The sequence below is a fragment of the Actinoplanes couchii genome, assembly GCF_016862075.1.
In the GTDB taxonomy this organism is placed as follows: domain Bacteria; phylum Actinomycetota; class Actinomycetes; order Mycobacteriales; family Micromonosporaceae; genus Actinoplanes; species Actinoplanes couchii.
In genome coordinates this window covers 240,846-261,246 of sequence record NZ_BOMG01000044.1, presented here as the reverse complement: position 1 = coordinate 261,246, position 20,401 = coordinate 240,846, and the positions used below count along the sequence as shown (strand labels likewise).

General features: G+C 69.7%; 18 protein-coding genes. 11 read left to right on the top strand and 7 right to left on the bottom strand.

Going from position 1 to position 20,401, the window contains the following annotated elements; translation table 11 throughout:
- Positions 1–150: 150 nt before the first annotated feature.
- Entirely contained in the window at positions 151–1,359 is a 1,209-nt protein-coding gene (locus tag Aco03nite_RS17645) for a DUF349 domain-containing protein (protein ID WP_203796436.1), read from the bottom strand.
- A gap of 158 nt (positions 1,360–1,517) precedes the next feature.
- Between Aco03nite_RS17645 and miaA the strand changes: the two genes are divergently transcribed.
- From miaA to Aco03nite_RS17630, 3 genes are read left to right on the top strand one after another with little or no spacing between them, the layout of a single operon-like run.
- Positions 1,518–2,444 (top strand): tRNA (adenosine(37)-N6)-dimethylallyltransferase MiaA, encoded by a 927-nt coding sequence (miaA, locus tag Aco03nite_RS17640; RefSeq protein ID WP_203796435.1) that lies wholly within the window; start codon positions 1,518–1,520, stop codon positions 2,442–2,444.
- Between the two features lie 8 nt (positions 2,445–2,452).
- Positions 2,453–3,301 (top strand): diaminopimelate epimerase, encoded by an 849-nt coding sequence (dapF, locus tag Aco03nite_RS17635; RefSeq protein WP_203796434.1) that lies wholly within the window; start codon positions 2,453–2,455, stop codon positions 3,299–3,301.
- Positions 3,298–4,020, top strand: a complete 723-nt coding sequence (locus tag Aco03nite_RS17630) for a glycerophosphodiester phosphodiesterase (protein WP_203796433.1) — start codon at positions 3,298–3,300, stop codon at positions 4,018–4,020. Before dapF ends, Aco03nite_RS17630 begins: the two co-directional genes overlap by 4 nt.
- Before the next feature lie 45 nt (positions 4,021–4,065).
- On the opposite strand, the gene Aco03nite_RS17625 is transcribed toward Aco03nite_RS17630, so the two are convergent.
- Positions 4,066–5,526 (bottom strand): NAD-dependent malic enzyme, encoded by a 1,461-nt coding sequence (locus Aco03nite_RS17625; RefSeq protein ID WP_203796432.1) that lies wholly within the window; start codon positions 5,524–5,526, stop codon positions 4,066–4,068.
- 161 nt (positions 5,527–5,687) lie between these two features.
- Between Aco03nite_RS17625 and hflX the strand changes: the two genes are divergently transcribed.
- Together hflX and Aco03nite_RS17615 are read left to right on the top strand one after the other, a co-directional pair.
- Entirely contained in the window at positions 5,688–7,100 is a 1,413-nt protein-coding gene (hflX, locus tag Aco03nite_RS17620) for a GTPase HflX (protein WP_203796431.1), read from the top strand.
- Positions 7,101–7,301: 201 nt separating this feature from the next.
- Positions 7,302–9,164, top strand: a complete 1,863-nt coding sequence (locus Aco03nite_RS17615; protein WP_203796430.1) for a hypothetical protein — start codon at positions 7,302–7,304, stop codon at positions 9,162–9,164.
- A 323-nt stretch (positions 9,165–9,487) separates the two neighbouring features.
- Here Aco03nite_RS17615 and lexA read toward each other — a convergent pair whose 3' ends face one another.
- Positions 9,488–10,264: a transcriptional repressor LexA gene (gene lexA, locus Aco03nite_RS17610; protein ID WP_203796429.1), complete on the bottom strand. Its 777-nt coding sequence runs from the start codon at positions 10,262–10,264 to the stop codon at positions 9,488–9,490.
- 250 nt (positions 10,265–10,514) lie between these two features.
- Between lexA and Aco03nite_RS17605 the strand changes: the two genes are divergently transcribed.
- The 3 genes from Aco03nite_RS17605 to Aco03nite_RS17595 all read left to right on the top strand — a co-directional run bounded on the left by Aco03nite_RS17605 (position 10,515) and on the right by Aco03nite_RS17595 (position 14,452).
- The gene (locus Aco03nite_RS17605; protein ID WP_203796428.1) at positions 10,515–10,652 is read left to right on the top strand and encodes a hypothetical protein; all 138 of its coding nucleotides are present in this window, start codon (positions 10,515–10,517) and stop codon (positions 10,650–10,652) included.
- Positions 10,653–10,993: 341 nt separating this feature from the next.
- On the top strand, positions 10,994–11,512 hold the full coding sequence (gene nrdR, locus Aco03nite_RS17600) for a transcriptional regulator NrdR (protein ID WP_203796427.1): 519 nt from the start codon (positions 10,994–10,996) through the stop codon (positions 11,510–11,512).
- A 54-nt stretch (positions 11,513–11,566) separates the two neighbouring features.
- Positions 11,567–14,452, top strand: coding sequence for a vitamin B12-dependent ribonucleotide reductase (locus tag Aco03nite_RS17595; protein WP_203796426.1), 2,886 nt, complete (start codon positions 11,567–11,569; stop codon positions 14,450–14,452).
- A gap of 51 nt (positions 14,453–14,503) precedes the next feature.
- Here the strand turns inward: Aco03nite_RS17595 and Aco03nite_RS17590 are convergent, their stop codons facing one another.
- Complete coding sequence (locus tag Aco03nite_RS17590) at positions 14,504–15,667, bottom strand: Shedu anti-phage system protein SduA domain-containing protein (RefSeq protein WP_203796425.1); 1,164 nt, start codon at positions 15,665–15,667, stop codon at positions 14,504–14,506.
- Between the two features lie 154 nt (positions 15,668–15,821).
- Between Aco03nite_RS17590 and Aco03nite_RS17585 the strand changes: the two genes are divergently transcribed.
- A complete protein-coding gene (locus Aco03nite_RS17585; protein ID WP_203796424.1) occupies positions 15,822–16,364 on the top strand; it encodes a hypothetical protein in 543 nt (180 codons plus the stop codon).
- Here Aco03nite_RS17585 and Aco03nite_RS17580 read toward each other — a convergent pair.
- Positions 16,361–17,269 carry an alpha/beta fold hydrolase gene (locus Aco03nite_RS17580; protein ID WP_203796423.1) on the bottom strand — a complete coding sequence of 303 codons (909 nt, stop codon included), beginning with the start codon at positions 17,267–17,269 and terminating at the stop codon, positions 16,361–16,363. The two genes, Aco03nite_RS17585 and Aco03nite_RS17580, sit on opposite strands and share 4 nt — an antisense overlap.
- Positions 17,266–17,712 (bottom strand): hypothetical protein, encoded by a 447-nt coding sequence (locus Aco03nite_RS17575; RefSeq protein ID WP_239145227.1) that lies wholly within the window; start codon positions 17,710–17,712, stop codon positions 17,266–17,268. The genes Aco03nite_RS17580 and Aco03nite_RS17575 overlap by 4 nt, the downstream gene beginning before the upstream one ends.
- A 96-nt stretch (positions 17,713–17,808) precedes the next feature.
- Between Aco03nite_RS17575 and Aco03nite_RS17570 the strand changes: the two genes are divergently transcribed.
- Positions 17,809–18,375, top strand: a complete 567-nt coding sequence (locus Aco03nite_RS17570) for a hypothetical protein (RefSeq protein WP_203796422.1) — start codon at positions 17,809–17,811, stop codon at positions 18,373–18,375.
- Positions 18,376–18,378: 3 nt separating this feature from the next.
- Here the strand turns inward: Aco03nite_RS17570 and Aco03nite_RS17565 are convergent, their stop codons facing one another.
- Positions 18,379–19,068 carry an iron-dependent transcriptional repressor DtxR gene (locus Aco03nite_RS17565; RefSeq protein ID WP_275415877.1) on the bottom strand — a complete coding sequence of 230 codons (690 nt, stop codon included), beginning with the start codon at positions 19,066–19,068 and terminating at the stop codon, positions 18,379–18,381.
- A gap of 151 nt (positions 19,069–19,219) precedes the next feature.
- Here Aco03nite_RS17565 and Aco03nite_RS17560 point away from each other — a divergent pair, with 151 nt between their 5' ends.
- The gene (locus Aco03nite_RS17560) at positions 19,220–20,401 is read left to right on the top strand and encodes an acetoin utilization protein AcuC (RefSeq protein WP_203796420.1); all 1,182 of its coding nucleotides are present in this window, start codon (positions 19,220–19,222) and stop codon (positions 20,399–20,401) included.

Sequence of the window (20,401 nt, the reverse complement as noted above, 5' to 3'; positions counted from 1 at the left end):
TTCATGATGTCGCACCCGTCAAGGTAACCGCGGCGACGCACCAAAGTAGCGCATGAGGAGCGAAAAATCAGCCGGACCCTCCACTGAAGAGCGAACGTGAACGGGGGCGACGGACCAGTGGTCCGTCGCCCCCGTGAGTGAACGTGAAACTCAGTTGGCCTGCTCCGCCAGAGCCAGGAACTGCTTCTTCGAGGCGAGCGCCTGCTCGGCCTCCTTGACCCGGCGGTTGTCGCCGGCCGCCTTGGCCCGCTCCAGCCGCTGCTCGGCCTCGGCCACCTGGTCGCGCATCTGACGCAGCAGCGGGTTGTCCTGCGGGCTGGTCTTGCGCCACGCCGAGTCCATCGCCACCCGGATCCGCTCCTCGGCGGCCCGCCAGCGACGGTCCAGCGAGGCGGAGGCCTCCCGCGGCACCCGGCCCGCCTCGTGCCACGCGGCCTGCGCGTCACGCAGCTTGTTCTGCGCGGCGCGGGAGTCCGCGTCGACGTCGACGGCCTCCAGATCGGCCAGGATGGCCTGCTTCTTCTCCAGGTTGCCCTGGTACTCCGCGTCACGGGCCGAGAAGACCTCGCTGCGCCGGGTGAAGAAGGCGTCCTGAGCGGCCCGGAAACGCTCCCAGAGGCGCTGCTCGGCCTCCTTGGCGGCCCGGGGCGCGGCCTTCCACTCGGTCATCAGGTCCTTGAGCCGGTTCGCCGTGCTGGACCACTCGGTCGAGGAGGAGAGCGTCTCGGCCTCCTTGACCAGGTCCTCCTTGGCGGTCTGCGCCTGCTTGCGCTGACCGTCGAGGGTGGCGAAGTGGGCGCCCCGGCGGCGGGTGAAGCCGTCCCGGGCGGCGGCGAACCGCTTCCACAGCTCACCGTCGGTCTTCTTGTCGACGCCGCGGATGCTCTTCCACTCGTCGAGAATCTCCTTCAGCCGGTCACCTGCCGACTTCCAGCCGGTGGCGTCGGCGGCGATCGCCTCCGCCTCCTCGACCAGCGCGGTCTTGCGGGCGAGAGCCTCGGTGCGGGCCACCTCCCGGGCCGCCCTGGCCTCACCGGCCTTCTCCTCGGCGAGCCCGGCGAGCCGCTCCAGGCGGGCCACCAGCCCGTCGATGTCGCCCACCACGTGGGCCTCGTCGAGTTGGGTCCGCAGGCGCTTGACACTCGTCAGCGAGTGCGACGCGTCGGCCGCGCCGGACTTGAGGCGAGCCTCGACGAGGTCGACCTCGGTCACCAGGTCGGCGAAGCGCCGGGCGAAGTGGGCCAGCCCCTCTTCCGGGGTGCCCGCCTGCCAGGAGCCGACCACCCGGTCGCCCTCAGCGGTCTTCACGTACACGGTGCCGTCGGCATCCACGCGCCCGAAGGCCGTCCAGTCGTTCATGAGCTCATCCTCGTTCTCCCGGCGTCACCGGTCCAACCGGACCCGCGGCCACCGCCACAGCGCAGCCTGAATGCCAACTTCCAACCGGCATTCTTTCTCGCGCATTGTCACAGGTCCAACCCGGTCAGGGGAAAGCTCCCACCGATGACCGTGACACAATGGTGTCCTACGGTTGCTTCGTGCGGTTTCGGAGAGGTCAACCCGTGGTCACCGTCGTCGGCCCGACGGCCGCCGGCAAATCCGCCCTGAGCATCGCACTCGCCCATGAGCTGGGCGGCGAGGTCGTCAACGCCGACTCGATGCAGCTCTACCGGGGGATGGACATCGGCACCGCCAAGCTGACCGAGGCGGAGCGCGACGGAGTTCCGCACCATCTGCTCGACATCTGGGACGTGACCGAACCCGCGGCGGTCGCCGAGTACCAGCGCCTCGCCCGGGCCGCCATCGACGGCATTCTGGACCGGGGCCGCGTACCGCTGCTGGTGGGGGGTTCCGGGCTCTATGTCCGGGCCGTGCTGGAGGACTTCGAGTTCCCCGGCACCGACCCGGCGATCCGGGCGCGCCTGGAGGAGGAGCTGGCCGCGACCGGCCCGGCGGTGCTGCACGCCCGCCTGGCCGAGCGGGACGCCGAGGCCGCCGCGAAGATCCTGCCGAGCAACGGCCGGCGGATCGTCCGCGCGCTCGAGGTGATCGAGCTGACCGGGCAGCCGTTCACGGCCAGCCTCCCGGACCCGCGCCCGGTCTACGAGTCGGTGCAGATCGGCGTCGACCGGGACACCACCGAGCTGGACGAGCGGATCGCGCTGCGGGTCGACCTGATGTGGGCGGCCGGGCTGCTCGACGAGGTCCGGGGGCTGGACGGGATCCGGGACGGCCGGACCGCCGCCCGGGCGCTGGGCTATCAGCAGGCGCTCGCCCAGATCGACGGCGAGCTGACCGAGGAGCAGGCCAAGGCGGACACCGTGCAGGGCACCCGGCGCTTCGTCCGGCGGCAGCGCTCCTGGTTCCGCCGCGACCCGGCGGTGCACTGGCTGGACGGGGCCGACCCGAAGCTGTTGGCGGCCGCTCGCGACCTTGCGGGATGATGGGCGGCGTGCGTTTCACCAAAGGTCACGGAACCGGCAACGACTTCGTCATCCTCCCCGACCCGGACGGCGAGCTGACCCTGACACCCACGCTGGTCGCGGCGCTCTGCGACAGGCGCCGGGGCGTCGGCGGCGACGGCGTGATCCGGGTGGTGCGCAGCGCCAAGCACCCGGAGGCGGCCGGGCTGGCCGGCGAGGCCGAGTGGTTCATGGACTACCACAACAGCGACGGCTCGATCGCCGAGATGTGCGGCAACGGCCTGCGGGTCTTCGTCCGCTACCTGCTCACCCACGGGCTGGCCGAGCCCGGCCCGTCGGGCCTGCCGGTGGCGACGAGGGCGGGGGTCCTGGTCGCCGAGATCGGTGACGGCACCATCCGGGCCAGGATGACCAGCCCGCGGGTGTACGCCGGGAGCACGGCGACACTCGGCCACCTGACCCTGCCCGGTGTCGCTGTGGACTGCGGCAACCCGCACCTGGTCTGCGGCCTGCACGACGGTGTGGCGCTGAGCTCCCTCGATCTCGGTAAGGCGCCGTTGCACGACGTCGCGGTCTTCCCGCACGGGGTGAACGTCGAGTTCGTCGAGCGCGCCGAGCCCCTGCACGGCCTGGACCGGCACGTCCGGATGCGGGTGCACGAGCGGGGCTCCGGCGAGACCCAGTCGTGCGGCACCGGCGCGCTCGCGGTCGGCGCGGTGGCGCTGCGCGACGCCGGGCTGACCACCGGCTCGGTCGCGGTGGACGTGCTCGGCGGCCGTCTGGTGGTCACCGCCGACGCGGACGGCTCCTGGTGGCTGGAGGGCCCGGCGGTGCTGGTCGCCGAGGGTGAGGTCGACCCGGAGGCGGTGCTCCGATGACCCATGTCGTCGCGCACCGGGGCTATCCCACGGTCGCCCCGGAGAACACTCTGCCCGCGTTCGCCGCCGCGCTGCGGGCCGGCGCCACGATCGTGGAGTTCGACGTCCGGTGCACCCGGGACGGCGTGCCGGTGGTGATCCACGACCGGACGGTCAACCGGACCACGAACGGCTCCGGCCGGGTCTGGGACCTGACCGCCGATCAGATCGCCGGGCTGGACGCCGGCTCCTGGTTCGGGCCCGGGTTCACCGGCCTGCGGGTGCCGACCCTGGCCGAGACGCTGGACCTGCTCGCCCCCTCGGCGGCTGAGCTGCTGGTCGAGATCAAACCGCCGGCCACCCTGGACGAGGTGAAGTCGGTGGTGGCGGCGCTGGCCGAGCGTGATCTGCTGGACCGGGCGGTGCTGCAGAGCTTCGACGCCGACGTGGTGCGCAAGGTCCGGGACGTGGCGCCGGAGGTCCGGCGCGGGCTGCTGCTGTTCCGGTTCGACGCGGAGACCGTCGAGCTGTCCCGGGAGCTGGGCGTGGTGTACTGCAATCCGTCGGTGGACGACGTCCTCCACGGGCCGGAGACGATGGCAGCCCTGGCCGCGGCGGGGGTCGCGGTGATGCCGTGGACGCCGAACGACATGGCTCAGTGGCGCCCGCTGGTGGACGCGGGGGCGGCCGGGCTGATCACCGATCTGGTCGGCGAGCTGACCGGCTGGCTGAACGCCTGAGCCGGTACGGGCGGGCGCCTGGCCCACCCGTACCGGAAAAGGGCCTTAGAAGGTCGTCTCCGGGGCCTTGTCCATCTCGCTGTCCGGCACCGCGGCCGGGTTGGCCGGGGCCGGAGCGCCCTTGACCACGGCACGGATCGCCGCCGCCACCGCCGGGGTGACCCGCTGGTCGAAGACGCTCGGGATGATCACCGTGGGGTTGAGCTTGTCCTCACCCACCACGTCGGCGATCGCCCGGGCCGCGGCCAGGGCCATCTCCTCGGTGAACTCCTCGGCCGCCGCGTCCAGCATGCCGCGGAACACGCCCGGGAACGCCAGCACGTTGTTGATCTGGTTGGGCTGGTCGGAACGCCCGGTGGCGACGATCGCGGCGTGCTTGCGGGCCTCCCGCGGGTCGACCTCCGGGTCCGGGTTGGCCATCGCGAACACGATCGACCTGTCGGCCATCTTCGCGATGTCGTCGCCGGTCAGCAGGTTCGGGGCGGAGACGCCGATGAAGACGTCCGCGCCGGCGATCGCGCCGGGCAGGTCGCCGGAGTAGTTCTCCTTGTTGGTGTGGTCGGCCAGCCACTGCATCGACTCGTTCAGGTCCGGCATGCCGCGGTGCAGGGCGCCGGCCCGGTCGTACGCGATGATGTCGCCCACGCCCTGCCGCATCAGCAGCTTCATGATCGCGGTGCCGGCCGCTCCGGCGCCGGAGACCACGACCTTCACGTCCTCCATCCGCTTGCCGACCACCCGCAGCGCGTTGGTCAGCGCGGCCAGCACACAGATCGCGGTGCCGTGCTGGTCGTCGTGGAAGACCGGGATGTCCAGGATCTCGCGCAGCCGCGCCTCGATCTCGAAGCACCGCGGCGCGGCGATGTCCTCCAGGTTGATGCCGCCGTAGGCCGGGGCGATCGCCTTGACGATGGCCACGATCTCGTCGGTGTCCTGGGTGTCCAGGACCACCGGCCAGGCGTCCACCCCGCCGAACCGCTTGAACAGCGCGGCCTTGCCCTCCATCACCGGCATCGCGGCGGCCGGGCCGATGTTGCCCAGGCCCAGCACGGCCGAGCCGTCGCTGACCACGGCCACCGTGTTGCGCTTGATGGTGAGGCGGCGGGCGTCCTTCGGGTTCTCGGCGATCGCCATGCAGACCCGGGCCACACCCGGGGTGTACGCCCGGGACAGCTCGTCCCGGTTACGCAGCGCGACCTTGGAACTGACCTCGATCTTGCCGCCCAGGTGCAGCAGGAACGTCCGGTCGGAGACCTTGCGGACGTCCACGCCGTCCTGCTCCTCCAGCTGCTTCACCACCTGATCGGCGTGCGCGGCGTCCGCGGTGTCACAGGTGAGGTCGACCAGCACTCGCGTGGGGTCCGAGTCCACCACGTCCAGCGCCGTCACGATCGCGCCGGCCTCACCCACACAGGTGGTGAGCCGTCCGATGGACGAGGCGTCCGCGGTTACGGCGATGCGGATCGTGATCGAGAATCCTGCGCTCGGCAGGCGGGTGGTCACCACGGTGTTCCCTCCGACGTTGGTGGGGTGAGTACCCGCATTGTCGCCTGTCGGAAATAGCCGTGTCCGGTCCGGTGGTTACTGAGGGGTCACCATCACACGGTGCATATGTGGATGCGACTGCGCGCGAGACGTGCCACGATCGAGGTCGGAGGAGGTCACTTTTGCGAAACACGTACCAGACACCCGTCCTTGACGAGCTGGATCCCACGACCGGAGACCTGGAGCTCGAGGAGCGGCACTCGCTCAGGCGGGTGGCCGGTCTCTCCACCGAGCTGACCGACGTCACCGAGGTCGAGTACCGGAAGCTGCGACTCGAACGGGTCGTGTTGGTCGGCGTCTGGACCGAGGGCAGCGTGGAGGACGCCGACAACTCGCTCACCGAGTTGGCGGCCCTCGCCGAGACCGCCGGTTCCCAGGTGCTCGAGGGCCTGATCCAGAGACGAAAACAACCCGACGCCGCCACCTTCATCGGCCGCGGCAAGGTCGACGAGCTGCGTGACGTGGTCATCATGACCGGCGCCGACACGGTGATCTGCGACGGCGAGCTGTCTCCGTCGCAGCTGCGCAAGCTCGAGGAGCAGATCAAGGTCAAGGTGGTCGACCGGACCGCCCTGATCCTCGACATCTTCGCCCAGCACGCCAAGAGCCGTGAGGGCAAGGCCCAGGTCGAGCTGGCCCAGTTGCAGTACATGCTTCCCCGACTGCGGGGCTGGGGTGAGTCGCTGTCCCGGCAGGGTGGTGGCGCCGGCGGCGGTTCGGGTGGCGGCGGTGTCGGCACCCGTGGTCCCGGTGAGACCAAGCTGGAGACCGACAAGCGCCGGATCAACATCCGGATCGCCAAACTGCGGCGCGAGATCAAGGCGATGAAGACGGCCCGGGAGACCAAGCGGTCCCGCCGGTCCGCCAGCGGTGTGCCCGCCGTGGCCATCGCCGGTTACACCAACGCCGGCAAGTCCAGCCTGCTCAACCGGCTGACCCAGGCCGGGGTGCTGGTGGAGGACGCGCTGTTCGCCACCCTCGACCCGACCACCCGGCGGGCCGCCGCCGAGGACGGGCGGGTCTACACCCTCTCCGACACGGTCGGCTTTGTCAGGCACCTGCCGCACCACATCGTCGAGGCGTTCCGCTCGACGCTGGAGGAGGTGTCGCACTCCGATCTCCTGGTGCACGTCGTCGACGGCGCGCATCCGGACCCGGAGGGGCAGGTCACCGCGGTCCGCGAGGTCCTCAGCGAGGTGGGCGCCGACCAGCTCCCCGAGCTGCTGGTGATCAACAAGCTGGACGCGGCCGACGAGGAGACGGTGCTCCGTCTCAAGCGGGCCTGGCCGGACGCGATCTTCGTGTCCGCGCGCTCCGGCGCCGGCATCACCGAGCTGCACCAGGCGATCGCCGACCGGCTGCCACGGCCGGCGGTGGAGCTGCGGGTCCTGATCCCGTACGACCGGGGTGACCTGGTCGCCCGGGTGCATCGATCCGGTCAGGTGCTCCACTCCCGCCACCTCGACGACGGCACCGAGCTCCTGGCCCGGGTCGACGAACAGCTGGCCGCCGATCTCTCGGAGTTCCGGAGCTAGATCCGGTCATGGGTACGGCCCGGGTAGGCCGTACCCATGAAGGTGCTCCGACCTGCTGGTTGTCCTCCGGTGACCGTCCGGCACGGATCGATGACCGGGTGGCGTGAGGTAAGAGAAAACAATTCGGATTTCACGGACGGTCCGGGCATCGTTGATCCACACGTAATACCGGGAGCGGACGTCGCGTGCGACACTGTGCGGATGCGGCGTCTCGTGTTCCCGGTCATGGCGGCCATGGGTCTGATTCTGGTCGGATCCTCCAGCGCGTCGGCCGACGATCCGACACCGGCACCGACCGTGAGCGCGAAATCCACGCCCGGTAAGAAGCTTTGCAAGATCGCTGACGAGGAGATGACCGAGCTCTCCGGTCTCGCGGCTCTCAAGAACGGCTTCGCCACCGTCAACGACGGTAAAGAGGACAACAGCAACGCCAAGATCTACTTCCTCAACCGCGAGTGCAAGAAGGTCGACGAGCGGAAGTTCAGCGGCGCCGGCCCGGCCGACCCGGAGGACATCGTCCTCTCGCCGGACGGCAAGACCCTCTGGATTGCCGACACCGGTGACAACGGGGTCCGCTCGTCGCCGCCGAGCACCCGCCCGACCGTCGCGCTGTGGAGCCTGCCGGTCGACGGTTCCGAGGACGCGGTCGTCCACCGGCTCTCCTACCCGTCCGGCGACAAGCACGACGCCGAGGCCCTGATCTTCGACGGTGACGGCACGCCGCTCATCGTGACCAAGGAGATCGGCGCGGACGCCGGCATCTACAAGCCGACCACGGCGCTGAAGAAGAACAACAAGACCGGCGTGCCGATGGAGAAGGTCGGGACGCTCAAGCTCTCGGCCACCGAGACCGCCGGCAACCCGGTCGCCCGGATCGGCAACAAGACCATCACCGGTGGCGCGGTCACCCAGGGCGCGACGAAGGTGGCGCTCCGCACCTACACCGACGCGCTCGAGTGGGACGTGACCAACGGGGACGTGCTCGGCGCGCTGAAGAAGACGCCGCGCACCACCGGGCTGCCCAACGAGCCGCTCGGTGAGGCGATCGCCTACAGCACCGACGGCACGCTGTTCTACACGGTCTCCGACATGAGCGGCAAGACCGACGTCGCCAACCACATCCGGGAGTACACGCCGGCCACCACGGTCGCGGTGAAGTCGGAGAAGTCCGGCAACACCGACACCGGCTCGGCGTGGTACCTGGATCCCGACAACCTGGCCTACGCGGTCGGTGGTGTCGGCCTGTTCGGCCTGATCCTGGTCGGCGCGGGTGTCTTCGGCATCATGCGGTTCCGCAAGTCGCCGCCGCCCGCCAAGACCGCGACCGCCTCCGACCGGGCCCCGTCCGGCGGGATCGACACCGGCGACCCGGAGACCGAGCTGATCGGGGTCGGCGGGGCGCCGCAGCGCGCCGCGGCGTTCCGGCCCGCCAACGGCGGTGGTGGCGGTGGCGGCGGTGGTCCGGTCTACGGGGCCAAGTCCGGCCCGGCGGCCGGTGGCCAGCAGCGTGCCGGCGGCCCGGTCTACGGCGGCCAGGGTGGTCAGGGCGGTCAGCAGCGTGGTCCCCAGCAGGGGCAGCCGCCGCGTGGTCCGCAGCAGGGCGGTGGCCAGCGGCCCCAGCAGGGTGGTGGGCAGCGCCCGCAGCAGGGTGGCGGGGGCGGTGGCCCGCGTGGTCCGCAGCAGCCGCCGCGTGGTCCGCAGCAGGGTGGTGGCGGCCAGGGTGGTCGTCCGGCCGGACAGCCGCCGCGTGGCCCGCAGCAGGGACAACCGGGGCGTGCCCCGCAGCAGGGCGGTGGGCAGCGTGGTCCCCAGCAGGGGCAGCCTCGCGGTCCGCAGCAGGGCGGCGGTGGCGGTCAGCGGCCTCAGCAGGGTGGCGGTCAGCGGCCTCAGCAGGGTGGTGGGCAGCGCCCGCAGCAGGGTGGCGGGGGCGGTGGGCCGCGTGGTCCGCAGCAGTCCGGCCGTGGGCCGCAGCAGGGCCCGCCGCGCGGTGGCAACGGGCAGGGTCCGCGTGGTCCGCAGCAGGGCGGCGGTGGCGGTGGCGTCTATGGTGGCGGCGGTCGCTGATCCTCACACCGGGTCGCTGATCCTCACACCGGGTCGCTGATCCTCACACCGGGTCGCTGATCCTCAGCCCGGTGTGTCGCTGATCCTCATCCCGGGTGCGCGGCCAGCGGGATCTCGTAGCTCCCGTCGCGGTTGACCGGATTTCGGGCGTCCTTCGACGGCGTGGCCGAGGTCCCGACCGGGGACGGCGCGGGCGACCGGGGTTCGGGCTGAGCCTGTCCCACGTACCGCAGCAAGGTTTTGATCGGCCGGTTCCGCCCAGCGGAACCGGCCGATTCTGTTCAGGCCCGGTGGAGCACTGTTCAGGCCCGGCGGAGCACCGCTCAGACGCGGCGGAGCACCGCCACGACCCGGCCCATGATGGTGGCGTCGTCGCCGGGGATCGGGTCGAAGGCCGGGTTGGCCGGCATCAGCCAGACGTGCCCGTCGCGCTGGCGGTAGCTCTTCACCGTCGCCTCGCCGTCGATCATCGCGGCCACTATGTCGCCGACCTCGGCGTTGGGCTGCTGGCGGACCACCACCCAGTCGCCGTTGCAGATCGCCGCGTCGATCATCGAGTCGCCCTTGACCTCGAGCATGAAGACGTCGCCCTCGCCGACCAGCTCACGCGGCAGCGGGAAGAACTCCTCCACCGACTGCTCGGCGAGGATCGGCCCACCGGCGGCGATCCGGCCGAGGAGCGGCACGTAGGCCGGCTGGGGCCGGGCGGCCCGCAGCGTCTCGTCGTCGACCATCTCGCTGGGCGCGCGCACGTCCACCGCGCGCGGCCGGTTCGGGTCGCGGCGGAGGTAACCCTTGGTCTCCAGGGCCTTCAGCTGGTAAGCCACGCTGGAGGGGGAGACCAGGCCGACCGCCTCGCCGATCTCGCGGACGCTCGGTGGGTACCCATACTTCTCCACCCAGTCGCGGATGAACTCGAGGATCCGGCGCTGGCGGGCGGTGAGGTCGGTCGCGACCACCTCGGGGACGTTGCCGACCGGTGTGACCGAGCGCAACTGCGGCGCGTCGCCCGCGCGGGGCCGGCTCGTCGTGGTGCGCCTGCGGGCGGTCTCGGGCTTCCTGATCTGATGCTGCTGACTCGTCCGGTCGTCGGTCGACACGTCCGCCCTCCCTGTCGGCCAGTGCCTGGTCGGCACGTGGTGCGTCGCGGAGCCGGGCGGCGCCGTGGGGATGGCGACCGGTCCGGCTGACCCCTCTTCACGGAAAACCTAGTGTGCAGGTCCGACATATTCAAACATCTGTACGAGATTTTCCCGGCGTGTCGCGCCGAAAAGCTCGACTTCCGTACTCGTGTTCTGATAGACCGTCGTACGGGCGTTCTATAGAACGCGTGTCCGAAAGGGGTTAGACATGACGGTCAGTGGTGCTCGACACGCCGAGCCCTCGTTGCGCCTCACCCGGCGTGGTCGTGTGGTGCTGCTCGGTCTGTTCCTGATGACCTCGGTCATGGCCAGTGTCATCCTCTTCACGACTGCTATCCAGGGCTGATTCCCGCCCTGTTTTTGATCTCCGACGGGTGTGCCGTCCGATTCTCCGGCGCGTCGAGCCGCCCGATCCGGCCGCTCCGCGTGATCGTGACATCACCGCTGGTGGTGAGGTGGAAAATACGGCGCGTCGGCACGTTGCTGAGCTTGCATCGGCGTCCGGCGAGGCCTAGCGTCTACCCCAACATCTAGTGGTCACACGGATGTAAGTCATCCACAGGTTGGGTTTCCTTCTTCCTGGTTATCCACATGTCATCCACAGCGCTGCCGATTGTTCCGACATCGGTTCCGCTGCGTTTCGGCATGCCCGGAGCCGGTTGAGAAGGTGCCGGAGGGAGATTCGCGGTGCGCTGTCCGTACTGTCGGCACGCTGATTCACGCGTGGTCGACTCGCGTGAGGCCGACGACGGTCAGCTGATCCGTCGCCGTCGTTCGTGCACCGAGTGCGGCAAGCGGTTCACCACCGTCGAGGAGGCCGTCCTCGCCGTGGTCAAGCGCAGCGGTGTCACCGAGCCCTTCAGCCGTACCAAGATCATGAGTGGTGTTCGCAAGGCCTGTCAGGGCCGTCCGGTCGACGAGGACTCGATCGCTGTGCTCGCGCAGCGGGTCGAGGAGGCAGTCCGGGCCAAGGGCGCCGCCGAGATCCCCAGCCACGAGGTGGGACTGGCGATCCTCACCCCTCTGCGTGAGCTGGACCAGGTGGCTTATCTCCGGTTCGCCAGCGTGTACAAGTCGTTCGACTCTCTCGACGAATTCGAGAAGGAGATCGCCGCGCTGCGCGACGCCGCCCCCGTCCGGGAAACCGGGACGCGACACCCCGTCGCGCCACGGTCCGGGGGACGCGCACCCAAGCTCAACGGCTGAGCACTTCTTACCGACACGTTCAGTAGCGGTACCTACGAGGGGGAGCACATCCATATGGCCGGAGACGGCATCACTGCAGGTCGCCAGCGCAGCCGGAACAACGGCGGCGGCAACGGCGCTGCGGCCGGGGGGCTGCGGGTGGAGCGGGTCTGGACGACCGAGGGCGTTCATCCGTATGACGAGGTGGAATGGGAACGCCGCGACGTCGTCATGACGAACTGGCGGGACGGCTCGATCAACTTCGAGCAGCGGGGCGTGGAGTATCCGGCGTTCTGGAGCGTGAACGCGGCGAACATCGTCACGACCAAGTATTTCCGGGGTGCGGTGGGCACACCTGAGCGGGAGTGGTCGCTCAAGCAGCTCATCGACCGGGTGGTACAGACCTACCGCAAGGCGGGTGAGGAGTATGGCTACTTCGCCACCGCCTCGGACGCCGAACTGTTCGACCACGAACTGACCTGGATGCTGCTGCACCAGGTGTTCAGCTTCAACTCGCCGGTCTGGTTCAACGTCGGCACGTCGTCGCCGCAGCAGGTCAGTGCGTGCTTCATCCTCTCCGTCGACGACTCGATGGACGCGATCCTGGACTGGTACAAGGAAGAGGGGCTGATCTTCAAGGGCGGCTCCGGCTCCGGCGTCAACCTATCCCGGATCCGCTCCTCCAAGGAGCTGCTCACCTCCGGCGGCACCGCCAGCGGCCCGGTCAGCTTCATGCGGGGCGCGGACGCCAGCGCGGGCACCATCAAGTCCGGTGGCGCCACCCGGCGGGCCGCCAAGATGGTCATCCTCGACGTGGACCACCCGGACATCGAGGAGTTCGTCGCGACCAAGGCGCGCGAGGAGGACAAGATCCGCGCGCTGCGGGACGCCGGCTTCGACATGGACCTGGGCGGCGCCGACATCGTCAGCGTGCAGTACCAGAACGCCAACAACTCGGTGCGGGTCAGCGACGAGTTCATGCGGGCGTACGAAGAAGGCACCGAGTTCGGGCTCCGTGGCCGGCTCAACGGCGAGGTCATCGAGACCATCGACGCCAAGAGGCTGTTCCGCGGCATCGCCCAGGCCGCGTGGGAGTGCGCCGACCCGGGCCTGCAGTACGACGACACGATCAACGACTGGCACACCAACCCGGAGACCGGGCGGATCACCGCGTCCAACCCGTGCTCGGAGTACATGTCGCTGGACGACTCGTCCTGCAACCTGGCCTCGCTGAACCTGATGAAGTTCCTCAAGGCCGACGGTGGCTTCGAGGTGGAGAAGTTCGTCAAGAGCGTCGAGTTCATCATCACCGCGATGGACATCTCGATCTGCTTCGCCGACTTCCCGACCGAGAAGATCGGGATCACCACCCGGGCGTACCGGCAGCTCGGCATCGGCTACGCCAACATCGGCGCGCTGCTGATGGCCTCCGGCCTGCCGTACGACTCCGACGGCGGCCGTGGCATCGCCGCGGCGATCACCTCGCTGATGACCGGTACCGCCTACCGCCGCTCGGCCGAGCTGGCCGGTGTCGTCGGCGCGTACGACGGTTACGCCCGTAACGCCGAGGCGCACCAGCGCGTCATGCGCAAGCACGCCGCCGCCAACGACGAGGTCCGCCCGCAGGGTGCCGTCGCCACCGAGATCCTCCGTGAGGCGACCCGGCAGTGGCAGAGCGGTAACAAGATCGGCGCGAAGAACGGCTGGCGCAACGCCCAGGCCTCCGTCCTCGCCCCGACCGGCACCATCGGCCTGATGATGGACTGCGACACCACCGGCATCGAGCCCGACCTGGCCCTGGTCAAGTTCAAGAAGCTGGTCGGCGGCGGCTCCATGCAGATCGTCAACCAGACGGTCCCGCGGGCGCTGCGCAGCATCGGCTACCCCGAGGAGCAGGTCGAGGCGATCGTCGAGCACATCGCCGAGAACGGCAACGTGGTCGACGCGCCCGGTCTCAAGACCGAGCACTACGCGATCTTCGACTGCGCCATGGGTGACCGGGTGATCTCGCCGCTCGGCCACGTCAAGATGATGGCCGCCGTGCAGCCGTTCATCTCCGGCGCCATCTCCAAGACGGTCAACATGCCGGAGACGGCGACCGTCGAGGAGATCGAGGAGGTGCACTACCAGGGCTGGAAGCTGGGCCTGAAGGCGCTCGCGATCTACCGCGACAACTGCAAGGTCGGCCAGCCGCTGTCGGCCGCCAAGAAGAAGACCGACGTCGTCGAGCCGGCGGCCATTCCGGCGGCGGACGTCGAGAAGATCATCGAGAAGGTCGTCGAGTACCGCTCGATCCGCAAGCGCCTGCCGAAGAAGCGCGCCTCGGAGACGGTGTCGTTCTCGGTGGCCGGCGCCAAGGGCTACCTGACCGCCTCGTCCTACCCGGACGACGGTCTCGGTGAGGTCTTCCTCAAGATGTCGAAGCAGGGTTCCACCCTGGCCGGTGTCATGGACGCCTTCTCGGTCGCCATCTCGATAGGGCTCCAGTACGGCGTTCCGCTCGAGACGTTCGTCAGCAAGTTCACCAACATGCGCTTCGAGCCGGCCGGCATGACCGACGACCCGGACGTGCGCATGGCGACCTCGGTGATGGACTACATCTTCCGTCGCCTGGCGCTGGACTTCCTGCCCTACGAGACCCGGGCCGAGCTGGGCATCTTCACGGCCAAGGAGCGCACCGCGCAGGCGGCCGCCGAAGCCGCCGCGGAAGCGGCCACCGAAGCGGCCCAGGCCGCCCAGGCCCAGGTCGTCATCGCGTCGGCGCCGTCGGCGACCGTCACGGTGGCCGAGGTCAAGGCCGCGGCGACCCCGGTCACCGTGGGTTCCTCGACCGAGTTGCTGGAACTGAAGACCGGCCACGCGTCGGACGCGCCGCTCTGCTTCACCTGCGGCACGAAGATGCGCCGGGCCGGAAGCTGCTACGTCTGCGAGGGCTGCGGCTCCACCTCCGGCTGCAGCTGAGTGAGAGGTTCTGAGAAACGGACGGCGCGTATCTACGCGCCGTCCGTTTCGCTAATCAGCAACTTTTTTGTACGTCAGTGAGCGTTTTGCGCCATCCAGTAGCTGCTTGTACGTGATCACTTCGATGCGCGCGTGGTTGCCGTTGAAAATGCGCAGGGCTCGATTGACTGCTTGCTCGTTCTTCTCTTCTGAACCGAATTCCGGATGACCGATGACGACCGTCGCTGTTACTCGGCGTGTGTCGAGGCCTGAGTCCGTCAGCAGGCGTGGCGCTGACTCGTCAAGGGCCACCAGGTAGTTCGTCACTTGTGCCACAGCGCGATGGACGTGGTCGTTCGGTACGAGCCAACCGCGCTGATGGGTCAGGAGCGGAACGTTGGCGCGTTTGAGTTCGACAACGTGCATCGATCCGTCCGGCCGGAGTAGCGGCAGGTCGAATTCGGCGCCGGGTACCAAGCGGCGAGTCGCCGTCTTTGGCAGGTAGGTTCCGCCGAAGATCCAGAGGTTCCTCTCCAAAACCTTCTGGAGATCGTGTTCGGTGCTGTGCGGGCTGAGAACGGTGGATTCGAACTCCGCCAGGCTCCGTTGCCGGAGCCGTAGCTGGGCGACTTCGATCAACATGCTCAGCGGAGCGGAGGCCAGATCGTCCGCATCCAGGATCGGTGCCTCATCCTCGAACCGCAGGCAATGCCGGATGGTCCGCTCGGCCCAGACTGCACCCTCGTCCATTCCTCGAGCCATTCGGTATGTGCCCGGATCGTCGAGGGCCTCAGAGATCTCGAAATGCGGCAGATCGCGGAGGAACGCCAGCAGTTGTTCAGCGTTCGTGCCGGGGTTCTCCTCGTGGTATCGATCAGCCTGGTCCGTGACGAACCGGGCGGCGGTGACCGTCACTTGCTCAATCAGTTGAATTCCGCGTCGGCGGCTGCCGTCGAGAAGCTGATACTTAGCCTCGAGATCCGGCCTGAGCAGGGTATTCATTGCGTAGCCCAGTGCGTCTTCGATTCTCTCGGCGGTGGCGTCGTCGTGTTCTGACCGGGCCCTTGAGAAGGCCGCTCGTAGTAACTCGGTCAATTCCTTCCCGCCTCGGTAAGGGCTGCGATCGCCCACGTGCCGGAGGACGTCCTCCACGGAGGGGCGAACGTTCTCCGTGGGTCCGAGTTCCAGGATCTTTCGCAGCAACCGGTTGAGCGTGGAGTCGGATCTGATTCGCATCGGCCAATGGTGTCCGGAAAGGACAGCGGGCGGCATCTACCGACCGCCGGTGCCGGCGAAGAGCGGATCGCAAACCCCCGGCTGTCGAGGGGTGACCGGCCACATCCGACAATGTCCCGACGGGGCCAGTGGCGCCGTGGGGAGGAGACACAGGATGGGCAGCCCGGAGGACCTGCAGGCGGAGGCGCGTTCGGTGCTGGCACTGCTCGAGCCGCTGGGGGCGCTGACACCCACCGGCAGCTTCGTCTCGGGGCTGATGGTGTGGCGCGACCTGGACGTGATGCTCGACGGTGGGCCGGACTACGGGCCGGCGGACGTGGTCGCGCTGCTCGGGCGGGCGGTCACGATCCCGGGACTGACCGGCTTCAGTTACCGCGACGAGCGTGGTGACCGGTCGCCGAGCGGGAAACCGCGGGACGAACGGCACCACGTCACGCTCACCGTCGGGCAGTGGTGTGTCGGCCTGTCGATCTGGCTGCACGACGACCACGCCGACGTCAGCGAGTGGCACCGGGACCTGGCCGGCCGCCTGACCGGCGAGGAGCGGCAGGCCATCCTCGCGGTCAAGACCGTCTGGCACCAGCGCCCGGAGTACCCGGGTGAGGTCTGCGGTTACGACATCTGCACCGCGGTGCTGGAGAACGGGGTCCGCACCGCGGTCGAGTTCGGTGTGTGGCTGCGGAACCGCCGGACCTAGCGGTTCCGGTTCGCCACCAGGAACTCGGTGATCAGGCCGGCCAGCACGGTGGGCTGCTCCATCACCATGGCGTGCGAGGCGTCGGCCAGCGACACCCAGCGCAGGTGCGGCACCGACTTGGCCTGCTCGACCAGATAGCGCCGGTACGCCGCGTACAGGTCGGCGAACGGCTCCTGCTCCGGCAGGTCCCGGGTCGCCAGCACGACCAGTTGCGGGCAGGTGGTCGCGGCGTACACCGGGCCCAGGTCCAGCTGGTTCATCGTGGTGCGCAGTTGGGCGGTGAGCCCGGCCGACGGGCGCAGCGACGTCTCGCCGTCGCTGTGCAGCAGCCCGCGGCGGAAGCCCTCGACCCACACCTTCTCGTTGGCGCCCATGTCGCGGGCCGCCATCTGCTGCCGCTCGACCAGGTCGGGCAGCTGCTCGGCGGGGATGACCTGACCGGCGGCGGCCTGGACGGCGTCGAACACCGCGTGCAGCCGGGCCAGCTCGGCGGCCGCCTTCTCCGGGTCGAGGCCGGGCAGATGCTCGGGGCGGGTGGGCGGCGGGTTGCCGTCCAGACTGATCACGCCGGGGGAGTCGGGGTGCCGCTCGCCCCAGAGGGCGGCCAGCATGCCGCCGAGCGAGTGGCCGGCCACGGCGGGCCGCTCGATCTCCAGCTGGGCGCAGACGGCGGCCAGGTCGCCGAGGGCGTTGTCCCAGGTCCAGTCGCCGTCGGCGGAGCGGCCGTGCCCGCGCAGGTCGAGGGTGACGACCCGGTGGTGCGGGCGCAGCGCCCGGGCCAGGGTGGTCATCTGGGCGAGGTTGCCGCCGGCGCCGTGCACCAGCAGCAGGGGCGGCTGGTCGCCGCCGAAGTCACGGACCGCCAGCTGCACGGAGCCGGCGTCGATGAGGCGGTCGTTGATCATGAGGTTCCCCCGGAGGATAGGCGGGCCCGGATCGCGGCGACGGGCACGCCGCCGTCCGGGTCGCGCGGCAGGCGGCCGCGGCGGACCAGGTCGTGCACGGCCTGGCGGGTGATGCCGAGCATGGCGCCGGCGGTGGCATAGGAGACCGATGCGGCGTACGGATGACCGGCCCGCCGGAGCACGATCTGCCCGAACGGGCTGCGCCACCAGTCGGCGGGCGGGTTGAACGGCTGGTCGCCCGGATGGAGCGTGCCGATCAGCCGGGCGATCAGCTGGACGGCCGCCGCGTCGTCGTCGCCCTCCAGCACCCGGGCCCACCGGCCGACCCGAACCCGGAGGAGGTCGCGCAGCGCGCCGACCGGCTGATCGTCCTGGAGCAGGATCTCCAGCGGATCCAGTAGCCGGTTGTCGAGCATGCGCAGCAACTGCTCGGCGAGGGTCACGCGGCAATCCTGGCGCTACTTGACACCGGGTGTCAAGTAGCGCCGATCCGGCCGGGACAGTACGGTGTGTGCGCCCGCCCCGGGGAGGATCAAGAAGTGCCTACGCGTCTGGCCGTGATCGGCGCCGTCGCCGTGCTGTTCGCCCTCACCGGCTGCTCCGCCGACGAGGAGAAGAAGGCCGCCATCGTCGAGCCCGTCCCGTCCGCCTCGATCGTGGTGGAGCCCGCCGCGGCCGCGGGCGGCGCCTGCATCCTGTGGGACTGGGACCTGATCGAGCAGACGATAGGCTTCCGGTTCGACGTGGCCGCCGCCGACCAGCTCGACGACACGTCGAGCTGCGTGGTGCAGAAACTGGGCGAGCCCTGGCCGGACCTGTCGCTCTCGGTGGTGGAGACGACCAAGGCGAATGCCGAGGTCTTCATGGCCGAGCGGATGCCGGCGAAGGCGGTGAAGCTCAAGGGGCTGGGCCGGGCGGGTTACCGCACTTACGTCCAGCCCGCGGGTGAGCACGGCATCAGCACCGAGATCGGCTGGCTCAGCGAGGCCAAGCAGGTCCAGACACTGCGTCTCACCTTCCCGAAGGGAACCCCCGCGGCACAGGTGAAGACGTCGGACGCCGGACTGCTCAACCTCGCCAAGGCTTTGAGCACGACAAACGGTTAGGACCTAGCGCGCCGCCACGAACACTCGGGACGCCACCTCGCGCGGCAGGCGGATCTTGTCGCCGGCCGTGCCGTCGATGGTCACCCCGTCACGCTCCTGGGCCACGGTGACCGTGGTGCCCGGGTTGATGCCGGCCGCGTGCAGCTGGCGCAGCACGTCGGCGTTGGATTGGACGCTTTCGCAGATGCGGCGGATGACGACACTGCCGCTCAGCCCCGGGAAAGCCAGATTGCGCTCGCCGTGGGTGAGGGACTCGGAGGTGTCGTCGGGGGCGCCGAATTGATCGAGACCGGGGATCGGGTTCCCGTACGGCGACCGGGTCGGCTTGTTGAGCAGGTCGTAGACGCGTTTCTCGACGGCGTCGCTCATCACGTGCTCCCAGCGGCAGGCCTCTTCGTGGGCCTCCTCGTAGGGCATCCCGATGACGTTGACGAGCAGCAGCTCGGCGAGACGGTGTTTACGCATGACACCGACGGCGGTGGCCCTGCCCAGGTCGGTGAGCACGAGGTGCCGGTCGCCCTCGACGGTCAGCAGACCGTCACGCTCCATCCGGGCCACGGTCTGACTCACCGTGGGGCCGCTCTGGCGCAGGCGCTCGGCGATCCGGGCGCGCAACGCGGGCACACCCTCTTCCTCGAGCTCCAGAATGGTGCGAAGGTACATCTCGGTGGTGTCGACGAGATCGTTCACGATGTGGTCCTCCCAGCAGCGATAATACCGCGTTGCGTTGGGCTGACCTCCGCCCTGGACAAGTGCCTGAAGACCCTACCCGACGCCGGAACACGTGTGCTAACAGCACATCGCCCCATCCGGGGGACGCCCGCGGCATGGGAGCATGGCGGGCATGGCGGACGACACCACCGCGGTGGTCTGGGACAGCACCCTGCTCGAGTACGACATGGGCGACCATCCCCTCGATCCGGTGCGTGTCGAACTGACCATGGCCCTGGCCCGGGAACTCGGCGTGCTGGACCGTCCCGGCGTCCAGTTGATCACTCCGGCCGAGGCGAGTGAGACCGATCTCACCCGGGTGCACCGCGCCGATTATCTGGACGCCGTCCGCTTGGCCCCGATCGACCCGTTCTTCACCGGATGGGGACTCAACACCGCCGACAACCCGGTCTTCGAGGACATGCACCAGGCCTCCGCGCGGATCTGCGGCGCCACCCTGGCCGCGGTCCAGGCGGTCTGGCACGGGGTGGCCCGGCGGGCGGTCAACGTGGCCGGCGGGCTGCACCACGCGATGCCGGCCCGGGCGGCCGGGTTCTGCGTCTACAACGACCCCGCGGTGGCCATCGCCTGGCTGCTGGAGAACGGGGCGCAGCGGGTCGCCTACATCGACGTCGACGTGCACCACGGCGACGGCGTGCAGGCCGCCTTCTACGACGACCCGCGGGTGCTCACGGTGAGCCTGCACGAGACGCCGCTGGCGCTCTTCCCGGGCACCGGGTTCGCCGACGAGACCGGTGGGCCGAACGCGGAGGGCACCGCCGTCAACGTGCCGCTGCCCCCGGGCACCGATGACGACGGCTGGCTGCGGGCGTTCCACGCGATCGTCCCGTCGGTGGTCCGCGCCTTCGCCCCGGAGATCATCGTCAGCCAGTGCGGCGCCGACGCGCACCGGCTCGACCCGCTCGCCGACCTGCGCCTGTCGGTGGACGGGCAGCGGGCCGCGTACATCGCGATGCGCGCCCTGGCCGACGAGATCTGCGACGGTCGCTGGGTGGCGACCGGGGGCGGCGGTTACGCCCTGGTCGAGGTGGTGCCCCGGGCGTGGACCCATCTGCTGGCGGTCGCCACCGGCGAGCCGCTCGACCCGGCGACACGCATCCCGCCGCGGTGGCGGACGCTGGCGGCCGGCCGCCGCCCGGGGACTACGATTCCGGAGGTGATGACGGACGGCACCGAGCCCACGGTCACCCCCTGGCCGGGGACGAGTGAGGACCCGATCGACCGGGCCGTCCTCGCCACCCGGACGGCGGTCTTCCCGCTGCACGGCCTCGATCCCCACGACCCCCGGGATTAG